Origin of the sequence: Mesorhizobium sp. M4B.F.Ca.ET.089.01.1.1 (assembly GCF_004022605.1) — a bacterium.
Lineage (GTDB): Bacteria > Pseudomonadota > Alphaproteobacteria > Rhizobiales > Rhizobiaceae > Mesorhizobium > Mesorhizobium abyssinicae.
The window spans coordinates 1-9621 of record NZ_RZOS01000209.1 but is presented as its reverse complement, the minus strand read 5'-3'; the positions used below and the strand labels follow the sequence as shown (position 1 = coordinate 9621).

Below are 9621 nucleotides of genomic sequence, written 5' to 3'. Positions count from 1 at the left end.
ACGTGCTCCTGGTGGTCGTGCTCGGCGGCATCGGTCTGTCAGGCGGGCAGGGCGGCGTGCGCAACGTGATAGCCGGCACCATCCTGGTCGGCATCCTGACCAATGGCATGACGATCCTCAACTTCAGCTACACCAGCCAGAACCTGATCAAGAGCGTGATCCTGCTCAGCGCGCTCGCCATCGACGCCGTCATCAATCCGCGTGACGAGCAGACCTCGCAGAGCGGCGACATCTGAAACAAGAACCGAACCATCAAATCAGGGAGGAACCCATGAAAATAATCAGGAAATGCCTGTTCGCGGGCCTGGCCGCGCTGGCGATGCTTGGCGCCGCTCAGGTCGCGAGCGCGCAGGAAACCGATCAGGTCGGCCGGGCCGCCTATATCGACGGCGTCAAGGGCAAGAAGGTCATCTTCGTGCCGATCTCGCAGGGCATGGACCTCAACCAGGCCTGGGTGATGGTATGGCAGCGCCACGCCGCCCGCTATGGTTTCACCCTCGAGGTGCGCGACCCCAACGGCGACACCAATGCCGGCATCCGCGCCATGCAGGGCGCCATCGCCGAGAAGCCGGACCTAATCATCGTGCAGAACCCGGACGTGCAGACTTATGCGCGCCTGTTGAAGCAGGCGCAAGCCGCCGGCATCAAGGTGCTGCAGGTCAACATGCAGTCGGCGACCCAGACCGACTCCTATGTAGGCAATGACTGGATCGAGATGGGGCGCCTGGAGATGGGCGAGCTGGCCAAGCATTGCACCGGGCCGAACGCCGTCTCGCACAAGGTGGTCTGGCTTGCCGGCGTCCAGACGGGCGCGGCCAACATCTATATGCGCACCGGCATCGACGAGGTGCTGAAGGCCAATCCCGAGCTGCAGCTCGTCTCCGACCAGCCGGCCGACTACATCAGCGAAAAGGCCCGCCAAATCACCGAGACGGTGCTGCAGCAGCATCCCGATCTCTGCGGCATCATGGGCATCTGGGACAATGCTGAAGTCGGCGCCGGCGCGGCGGTCGTGGCTGCCGGCAAGCAGGACCAGGTCACGATCGTCACCAATGGCGCTGGCGCCGCCACCGGCTGCGAGAGCATCAAGAACGGGCTGCTCGACGTGATCTTCAACTTCAACGCGCCGATCCAGGGCGAAATCGCGGCGCAGCAGATTTCCGAGCTGCTGCAGCATCCCGAACGCCAGGCGGGCAGCGAGAAGACCATCTTCTTCGGCCCGATCACCCGCGTTGACAAGACCGATGCGACCGGCCGGAACTGCTGGAAGCCTGAAGACATCAAGTAACGGACTTTTCGATGAGCATGGCCGAAAGCCTTGTGCGCTGGCGCTATCGTCTGCTCCCCGACCATGTGGTCGGGGAGATCCTGACCAAGCAGTGGATAGACAGCGTCATCCCGTTCACGGCGCTGGTTATCCTGTGCGCGATCTTCGGTTCGATCGTGCCGGGCTTCTTCGATGTGGCGACGCTGACCAACCTCAGCGGCCAGACCGCCGAGCTTGGCCTGGTCGTGCTCGGCATGACCATCGTCATGGTGTCCGGCGGCATCGACCTCTCCGTCGGCTCGACCTTCGCGCTGGCGGTGCTCGTCACGCTCTACGGCATGAATGTCGAGCAGTGGAGTTTCGGAACCGGCCTCCTGGCTTGCCTCGGCCTCGGTGTTGTCTGCGGCGCCGTCAACGGCTTCCTGGTCGGCTTCCTGCGCATGAGGGCGTTTCTCACCACGCTGGTGACGCTCATCATCTACCGCTCCACCTTCGACATCGTCTTCCCGCAGGTCTCGACGCCGATCGTCACCAGCGGACCAGATTCGCCGACATATGATTTTCTCGGCTTCGGCACGGTCTGGGGCGTGCCGACGTCGTTCGCCGTCTTCGTGGTCATCGCCCTGGTGACCCATCTGGTGCTGTCGCGCGCCCGCTATGGCTGGCGGCTGTTCGCGGTCGGCGGCGCGCGCCGTTCCGCCTACAATGCCGGCATCAATGTGCGGTTCACCCTGTTCAGCGCCTACGTGCTTTGTTCAGTGCTGGTCGCGCTATCCGGCTTCTTCTTCTCGGCCCGCATCGGCAGTGCCGCTTCCGATATCGGCACCGGGCTCGAACTGCAGGTACTGACCGCGACGGTGCTCGGCGGCATCTCGCTCGGCGGCGGGCGCGGCTCGGTCGCCAAGGCGCTGATGGGTACGCTCTTCGTGCTCGTGCTGTCCAACAGCCTGCTTGCGCTCGCCGTGCCAGGCCCGGTCAACTACCTGATCCTCGGTCTCGTGCTGCTCCTATCGGTGCTGCTCGACGTGCGCTGGGTGAAGAACCGCCACAAAATCCTGCGCAGCGTCTATATCTCGCCGACCTTCGCCAAGATGCCGCAGGCGATCTCGACCGCGCCCGGCGCGCCGATGGCGGTGAACGACCGGCTGAAGGACGTGGGCGTCATCGGCCTCGGTTTCCTCGATGGCGCCGAGGACGTGATCTTCGACCGCCAGGACCGGCTCTACACCGGCAGCCGCCAGGGCGATATCTTGCGCTTCCAGCCGCCGCACTACACCGACAGCGAAGTGTTCGCCCATATCGGCGGCTCACCGCTCGGGATGGCCTTCGACCGCGACGACAATCTGGTCATCTGCGTCGCCGGCATGGGCCTCTATCAGGTCTCGCCGGCAGGCGCGGTGAACCTGCTCACCGCCGAGACCAACCGTTCGCTGACATCGGTCGTGGACGACTCGACCATGAAGCTCGCCGACGACTGCGACATTCTCCCGGACGGCCGCATCGTATTTTCCGAAGCCACCGTGCGCTTCGAGATGCACGACTGGTATGCGGACGCGCTCGAAAGCCGCGGCAATGGACGCATCATCGTGCACGATCCCAAATCCGGTTCGACGCGCACGCTGTTGTCGAACCTCGTCTTCCCCAATGGCATCTGCACGGCTTTCGACGGCCAGTCCGTGCTGTTCGCGGAAAGCTGGGCCTGCCGCATCAGCCGTTACTATTTCGACGGTCCGAAGAAAGGCACGGTGGAGCGGGTCATCGAGGGGCTGCCCGGCTATCCCGACAACATCAACCGCGCCTCCGACGGAACCTACTGGCTGGCGCTGATGGGTATGCGCACGCCGGCGCTCGATCTCTCGCTGGAAATGCCGGGCTTCCGCCGCCGCATGGCGCGGCGCGTGTCGGAAGACGCCTGGCTGATGCCCAATCTCAACACCGGTTGCGTGCTGCGCTTTGACGACAAGGGCCAGATCCTCGAAAGCCTGTGGGATCAGGCGGGCGAGAAGCATCCGATGATCACCTCGATGCGCGAGCACAAGGGAACCCTGTATCTCTGCGGCATCTTCAACAACCGCATGGGGACCCTGGCGCTGAAGGGCGCCGATCCCGACTGGTTCAGCTCGGATTCCTACTGGGGCAAAAAGCTATGAGCGCCGTGAGCCAGTTTTTCGACCGCTTCCTCGGCCGCGGCGACTGGGCGGTTACCGTGCCGACACTCGATGGGCCGTTGCTGCCCAATCACGAGCTGGAAGAGGCAGAGACTTTCGCCGGCCTCATTGAAGTCGACAATCTGGTGCGGACCGAAAAGAGTGTGCTGGCGAGCAGCGCGAATCGGCTGATGCGTTTCGACGCCGACGGCAAGGCGGAATTGCTGCGGGAATTTCCGGGCGAGATCACCGCGCTCGCCCACGCCCGCGGCATGACCGCTTTGGCCGTCGACGGTAAGGGTGTCGTCATTCATGGCGGTCTGCATGACGGTCGGGAGGCGGAGGGCGACGAGGCCCGCAGGCTGTCCTGCGTCACCGCGCTGACTTTCCTCGACAGCAACACCCTGCTGATCGCCAATGGCTCGGCCTCGCTGCCTGCGACAGGCTGGCGCCGCGACCTGATGCAGAAGAACGCTTCCGGCTCGGTCTGGCGCCTCGACTTGAAAAGCGGCCGGCTGGAGCTGATCCGCGACGGCCTCGCTTGGCCGGCGGGCATAGCCACGACCGGCTCGAACCGCGTCTATGTCACAGAGGCCTGGCGCCATCGCGCGCTGGCGATCGATCTCGCCACCAAGGCAATGGTGCCGGTGCTAGAACATCTGCCGGCCTATCCCGCCCGCATCGCGCCGGCCTTCAACGCCGGCTACTGGCTGACCTTCTATTCCGTGCGCAACCAGCTGGTGGAATTCATCCTGCGCGAGGAGGCCTACCGCAAGCGCATGCTGGCTGAGGTGCCGGAAGCCTATTGGATGGCGCCGTCGCTCAACTCATGGCGCGACTACCGCGAGCCGATGCAGGGCAGCCAGCTCAAGCAGATGAATGTACTGAAGCCCTACGCGGTGACCAGATCCTACGGTCTGGTGGTCCACTGCGACCAGAACATGAAGCCGCTGTCGAGTTTCCACTCGCGTGCCGACGGCACGGTGCATGGCACGATCAGCGCCTGCGAGCTTGGCGACGACCTGCTCGTCGCCTCGCGCGGCGGATCGAGGATCGTGCGCCTGGCCAAGGCCGCCGGCGGCAAGCGGGGTTAAGCGATGGCGGACGCCAACATCATCGAACTGAAGGACGCGACCAAGGCGTTCTCGCGCATACCGGCTTTCAAGAACGTCAATCTCGACCTGCGCAAGGGCGAGATCCACGCGCTTCTGGGCGAAAACGGCGCCGGCAAGTCGACGCTGACCAAGGTCATGGCCGGCGTATTCAAGCTGACCGAGGGCAAGCTGTTCTTCGACGGCAAGGAGGTGTCTTTCGCCACCCCCGCCGAGGCGCTTCGCGCCGGCATCGCCATGGTGTTTCAGGAGACCAATCTGGTGCCGTCCATGACCGTGGCGCAGAACCTCTATCTCGGCGAAGAGAAGATGTTCAACCGGTTGCGCGGCCTCTATATCCAGGCACGCCAATTTCTCGCCGGCATGGGCTTCCAGGTCGATCCGACCGTGCAGGTGAGCACGCTGGGCGCGGCCCACAAGCAGATGGTCGAGATCGCGCGCGCCGTTCACCACAAGGCGCGCGTCATCATCTTCGACGAGCCGACCGCGACGCTGACGCCGGAAGAGAAGCGCCATTTCTTCAACCTGCTGCAGCGGCTGGTGAAGGAAGGCATCGCCGTCATCTTCATCACCCATGCGCTCGAGGAGGCGCTCGCCGTCGCCGATCGCATCACCGTGATGCGCGACGGTGAGATCGTCGCTTCGGGAGAGGCCAAGGGCTTCACCCGCGCCTCGATCGTGCAGGCCATGGTCGGCCGCACGCTGACCGAAACGCTGCATGGCGAGATCAAGCGCACCGCGCGCCCCTATGGCGACAAGGTGCTCTCTGTCGAGAACCTCTCCTGCGCCGGCCTGGTGCGCAACTCGTCCTTCTCCGTCTATTCGGGCCAGGTCACCGGCATGTTCGGCCTGGTCGGCGCCGGCCGCACCGAGATGGCAAAAGTCGTGGCCGGTCTGCTGAAGCGCAATATCTTCCATGGCGGCGAGATCCGCCTGCTTGGCAAATCGGTGCGCTACCGCGTGCCCCGGCCGGCGGTGCGCGACGGCATCGTCTATGTGACGGAGGACCGCAAGTTCGACGGGTTCTTCGAGACGATGACGGCGGGCGAAAACCTGCAGATCGGCGAGTTGACCGACAACTCGAACCCGGTGTCGATCGTGTCGATGACGCGCGCCAGGGAGCTTGCCAAGCAGTGGGGCGAGCGGCTCAGACTTAAGCAGATCAGCGACCGGGCCCGGATGATCGAGCTCTCCGGCGGCAACCAGCAAAAGGTCGTGATCGCCAAGTCACTGATCCAGAAACCCAAGCTGGTGATCTTCGACGAGCCGACACGGGGTGTCGATGTCGGCGCCATCGTCGAAATCCACCAGTTGATCAGCGACCTTGCCGACCAGGGCATGGCCGTCGTCGTAATTTCCTCCTATCTGCCGGAAATCCTTGCGGTTTCCGACCGCATCCTGGTGGTCAAGCGCGGCCGCGTGGTGGAGGAGATGATGCTGTCGGAAGCGACCGAGGAGCGCGTCATGTTCGCCGCGGTCCACTAAGGTATGTCGATATTCAGGTGAGGCCGGCCTGCAAACGGCGGTTCCTGCGCTTCCGTTGCTCACGTACTTTAAGTACGCTTCGTTCCGGTTCTCGGAAGCCACCGTTTTCGACTGGCCCTGACCTGAATCTCGACACACCCTGATTGGGAGCAGGTTCGCTGGCTAAATCCGGACCTGCGCCTGGACCTGCCTCTTGCCTTGCAATCGCTTCCGCGTCTGAATAGGGCAGGGCTTCGGACCACCTGCCTGGGCGGACATGTCAAGCATCAACCTCAAACTTTTGCAGACGTTCCTGCTTGCCGCGGAAAACGGCAGCTTCCGGCGCGCGGCCGAAGAGAGCAACCGCTCGCCATCGGCCGTCTCCATGCAGATACGCGATCTCGAGGAGCAGATCGGCATCTCGCTCTTCATCCGCACGGCGCAGCGCGCCAGCCTGACGCCGGAAGGGCAGGTGCTGTTCGAGGAGATCGCCAACGCAATGTCGCAGGTGCAGACCAGCCTCGACCGGCTGACGGAGATCGCCGCGCGGCGCAAGGGCAAGGTACAGATTGCCTGCGCGCCGACGCTTGCGGCGAGCCGGCTGGGCGACATACTGGCGACGTTCAAGCTGCGCTATCCGCGCTCGATCGTCGAGGTCATCGAGACTCCGCCACAGGCGGCACTTGCGCTGTTGCAGCAGCAGGAGGTCGAATTCTACATCGGCCCCGAACTGCCGAACCTCAACGACTTCCAGTTCGAGTCGATCCTCGATGATCCGCTGATGGCCTGCATCCCGGTGGAAACCTATGGCGGCGAAAAGAAGCTCAATCTGTCCGACCTGAAGCGCTTCCCGCTGATCCTGCTCAACCGCAAGACGGCGGTGCGCGGCCTTCTCGACCGGCTGACGGCGGCGGAAGGGATCGAACTCAAGCCGCAATATGAAGTCGAAAGCGCGCAGACCGCGGTGGCGCTGGTGTCGTCGGGACTGGGCGTCTGCGTGGTGCCTGGCATCGCCATCTCGCGCAACGACGAGCGCATGCGGGTGGTGCCGATCGACCATCGCGACGCCCACCGCGCGGTCGGCATCATCACCGCCCGGGGTTACGTGCACCACTCGTTCTCCGAGCAGCTGATGAACCTGATCCGCACCAATCTGCGTGAGCTTGGCTCACTGACTTAAGGGTATGCCTAGTCAGTCTGGATCCAGACCGACTTCGTCTCCAAATATTCGTGCAGATGCTCGACGCCGCCTTCGCGGCCGTAGCCCGACATCTTCATGCCGCCGAACGGCACCGCCGGGTCGATGGCGTGGTACATGTTGACCCAGACCGAACCGGCCTTGACGCGACGCGCCAGCCTGTGCGCGGTGCCGAGATTGGTGGTGAAGATACCTGCCGCCAGGCCGTAAGGCGTCGCGTTGGCGCGCGCGACGGCCTCATCCAGCGTGTCGAAGGGCATTGCCGAGATGACCGGTCCGAAGATTTCTTCCCGTGCAATGGTCATCTTGTCCGACACCGCGCCGAAGACGGTCGGGGCGATGAAGTTGCCGCCGTCATAGAGCTCGCCCGTCAGCCGCGAGCCGCCGGCGACCAGCTCGGCGCCCTCGTCGCTGCCGGCCTTGATGTAGCCTTCCACCTTGCCGGCCTGCCTTGAGTTGATGAGCGGCCCGATTTCGGTCTCCGCCTCGATGCCGTGGCCGATGCGCAGCTTGCCGGCAAACTCGGCGACCCGGCGCACGAACTCGTCATGGATCTCGCGCGCCACGAACAGCCGCGAGCCGGCGATGCAGATCTGGCCCGAATGCACGAACACCGCCATCGCCGCGACCGGCACCGCCTTGTCGATATCGGCGTCGCGACAGACAATGATCGGCGACTTGCCGCCGAGCTCCAGCGAAACGCGCTTGAGGTTGGCGACGCCGGCGCGGGCAATCGCCTGGCCGGTCAGCGTCGAGCCGGTGAAGACGATCTTGTTGACGTCCGGATGTTCGGCAAGCCTTGCGCCGGCCTCGGCGCCGGTTCCGGTGACGATGTTGACGACGCCGTCGGGAACGCCGGCTTCCTGCATCAGCTTCGCGATCAGGAGCGGCGTCAGCGATGCATCCTCCGACGGCTTCAGCACGATGGTGCAGCCCGTCGCCAGCGCCGGCGCGATCTTCCAGATGGAGGCGGCGGTCGGCGCATTCCAGGGAATGATGGCGCCGACGACGCCAACCGGCTCGCGCCGGGTGAAGGTGACGATTTCGCCCGGAATGGAATTGTCGATCGCCTCGCCATGCAGCGCGGTCGCTATGCCGGCATAGAAGCGCAGCATGCCGATGACGCGGCGCCGGTTGGCCAGCGTGCGCGTGATCGGCAGCCCCATGTCGAGCGTGTCGGAGACGCAGAGCTCTTCCCAATGCGTCTCGAACAGATCGGCGATCCTGAGCAGCACGCATTGCCGCTCGTAGGGCGAGAATTTGGACCAGGGGCCTTCGAAGGCAGCGCGCGCCGCGGCCACCGCCGCGTCGACATCGGCGGCCGAGCCGCGCGGCACTGTCGCCAGCACCTCTCCCGTCGCCGGGTTCAGCGCCTGCATCACCTCTCCGGATTGCGCCGCAACCCACTTGCCGCCGATGAACATCGGCCGGAATTCGCCATGGTAGAGCGCCGTGGCCTTCGCCCTCGGGTCGAAGTTCAGCGTCATCGTCTCCTCCTCACGAATTCCGGGCCGACTATTACTCCCAGCGCCGGCGACCTCAAACAAGGAAAGCTAAAAGGGCGTTCAGATAATCGGACTGTGCAACGCAAGCGTCTTCCCCGATGGTTCCGGTAACGGAGGAAGAGATATGAGACTTGCTGGCAAGGTCGCCATCGTCACCGGTGGCGCTTCCGGATTTGGCGAAGGCATCGTCAAGAAATTCGTCGAGGAAGGCGCGGCGGTGGTGCTGATGGACCGCGACCAAGCCGCTGCAGCCCGCGTCGCTGGCGTAGCCGGCGACAAGGTGCGGCCGATCGTCGGCGATGTCTCGACGCTGGAAAGCTTCGTCGTTGCCGCCGACCTTGCACGCTCGGCCTTCGGCGGGCTCCACATACTGGTCAACAATGCCGGCGTCGCACAGCCGCCCATGCCGCTGGAGACGATGGACGAAGGCCTGTTCGACCGCATCGCCAACGTCAATATGCGCTCGATCTATAACGGCGCGCGCGCCGTGGTGCCGCATTTCAAATCCATAAAAGCGGGCGCCATCCTGAATGTCGCTTCGACTGGCGGCGTCTCGCCGCGCCCGAACCTCACCTGGTACAACGCCTCCAAGGGCTGGGCGATCGCCGCTACCCGCGCCATGGCGGTGGAGCTTGCGCCCTTCGGCATACGCGTCAACGCGATCAACCCGGTTGCCGGCGACACGCCGCTTCTGTCCACCTTCATCGGCTCCGGCGAGGAAAACCGCGCCCGCGTCGTCGCCACCATTCCGATCGGCCGGCTGTCGACGCCGCAGGACATGGGCAACGCCGCCGCGTTCCTGTGCTCCGACGAAGCCGGCATGATCACCGGCGTCGACCTCAATGTCGACGGCGGCAAGTGCATATGAAGATCCGCAGTTCCTGAGGGGTTGGCGATGAAGGATGTCTACCAGATCGCGGTTGTGCAT

The 9621-nt window shown here is 64.3% G+C and carries 7 protein-coding genes and 1 pseudogene; 7 read left to right on the top strand and 1 reads right to left on the bottom strand.

Features of this window, described 5'->3' with window-relative positions; all coding sequences use genetic code 11:
* The 6 genes and pseudogenes from EN780_RS19535 to EN780_RS19510 form a co-directional block, all read left to right on the top strand.
* Nucleotides 1–236: pseudogene (locus tag EN780_RS19535) on the top strand (ABC transporter permease); the annotation flags it as partial.
* A gap of 35 nt (nucleotides 237–271) precedes the next feature.
* A complete protein-coding gene (locus EN780_RS19530; protein WP_128275040.1) occupies nucleotides 272–1288 on the top strand; it encodes a sugar ABC transporter substrate-binding protein in 1017 nt (338 codons plus the stop codon).
* Between the two features lie 11 nt (nucleotides 1289–1299).
* Nucleotides 1300–3417 carry an SMP-30/gluconolactonase/LRE family protein gene (locus EN780_RS19525; protein WP_128275039.1) on the top strand — a complete coding sequence of 706 codons (2118 nt, stop codon included), beginning with the start codon at nucleotides 1300–1302 and terminating at the stop codon, nucleotides 3415–3417.
* Nucleotides 3414–4508 (top strand): strictosidine synthase, encoded by a 1095-nt coding sequence (locus EN780_RS19520; RefSeq protein ID WP_128275038.1) that lies wholly within the window; start codon nucleotides 3414–3416, stop codon nucleotides 4506–4508. The genes EN780_RS19525 and EN780_RS19520 overlap by 4 nt, the downstream gene beginning before the upstream one ends.
* Nucleotides 4509–4511: 3 nt before the next feature.
* On the top strand, nucleotides 4512–6011 hold the full coding sequence (locus EN780_RS19515; RefSeq protein WP_128275037.1) for a sugar ABC transporter ATP-binding protein: 1500 nt from the start codon (nucleotides 4512–4514) through the stop codon (nucleotides 6009–6011).
* Nucleotides 6012–6267: 256 nt separating this feature from the next.
* The gene (locus EN780_RS19510; RefSeq protein ID WP_127283298.1) at nucleotides 6268–7170 is read left to right on the top strand and encodes a LysR family transcriptional regulator; all 903 of its coding nucleotides are present in this window, start codon (nucleotides 6268–6270) and stop codon (nucleotides 7168–7170) included.
* An 8-nt stretch (nucleotides 7171–7178) separates the two neighbouring features.
* On the opposite strand, the gene EN780_RS19505 is transcribed toward EN780_RS19510, so the two are convergent.
* Nucleotides 7179–8675: an aldehyde dehydrogenase family protein gene (locus EN780_RS19505; protein WP_128275036.1), complete on the bottom strand. Its 1497-nt coding sequence runs from the start codon at nucleotides 8673–8675 to the stop codon at nucleotides 7179–7181.
* 142 nt (nucleotides 8676–8817) lie between these two features.
* Here EN780_RS19505 and EN780_RS19500 point away from each other — a divergent pair, with 142 nt between their 5' ends.
* Nucleotides 8818–9561: a glucose 1-dehydrogenase gene (locus EN780_RS19500; RefSeq protein WP_128275035.1), complete on the top strand. Its 744-nt coding sequence runs from the start codon at nucleotides 8818–8820 to the stop codon at nucleotides 9559–9561.
* Nucleotides 9562–9621 lie beyond the last annotated feature (60 nt).

Bases quoted from the DNA above. Each gene is read 5' to 3' on its own strand.
- EN780_RS19530 (WP_128275040.1), top strand. From the start codon at position 272: ATGAAAATAATCAGGAAATGCCTGTTCGCGGGCCTGGCCGCGCTGGCG.
- EN780_RS19525 (WP_128275039.1), top strand. From the start codon at position 1,300: ATGAGCATGGCCGAAAGCCTTGTGCGCTGGCGCTATCGTCTGCTCCCC.
- EN780_RS19520 (WP_128275038.1), top strand. From the start codon at position 3,414: ATGAGCGCCGTGAGCCAGTTTTTCGACCGCTTCCTCGGCCGCGGCGAC.
- EN780_RS19515 (WP_128275037.1), top strand. From the start codon at position 4,512: ATGGCGGACGCCAACATCATCGAACTGAAGGACGCGACCAAGGCGTTC.
- EN780_RS19510 (WP_127283298.1), top strand. From the start codon at position 6,268: ATGTCAAGCATCAACCTCAAACTTTTGCAGACGTTCCTGCTTGCCGCG.
- EN780_RS19505 (WP_128275036.1), bottom strand. From the start codon at position 8,675: ATGACGCTGAACTTCGACCCGAGGGCGAAGGCCACGGCGCTCTACCAT.
- EN780_RS19500 (WP_128275035.1), top strand. From the start codon at position 8,818: ATGAGACTTGCTGGCAAGGTCGCCATCGTCACCGGTGGCGCTTCCGGA.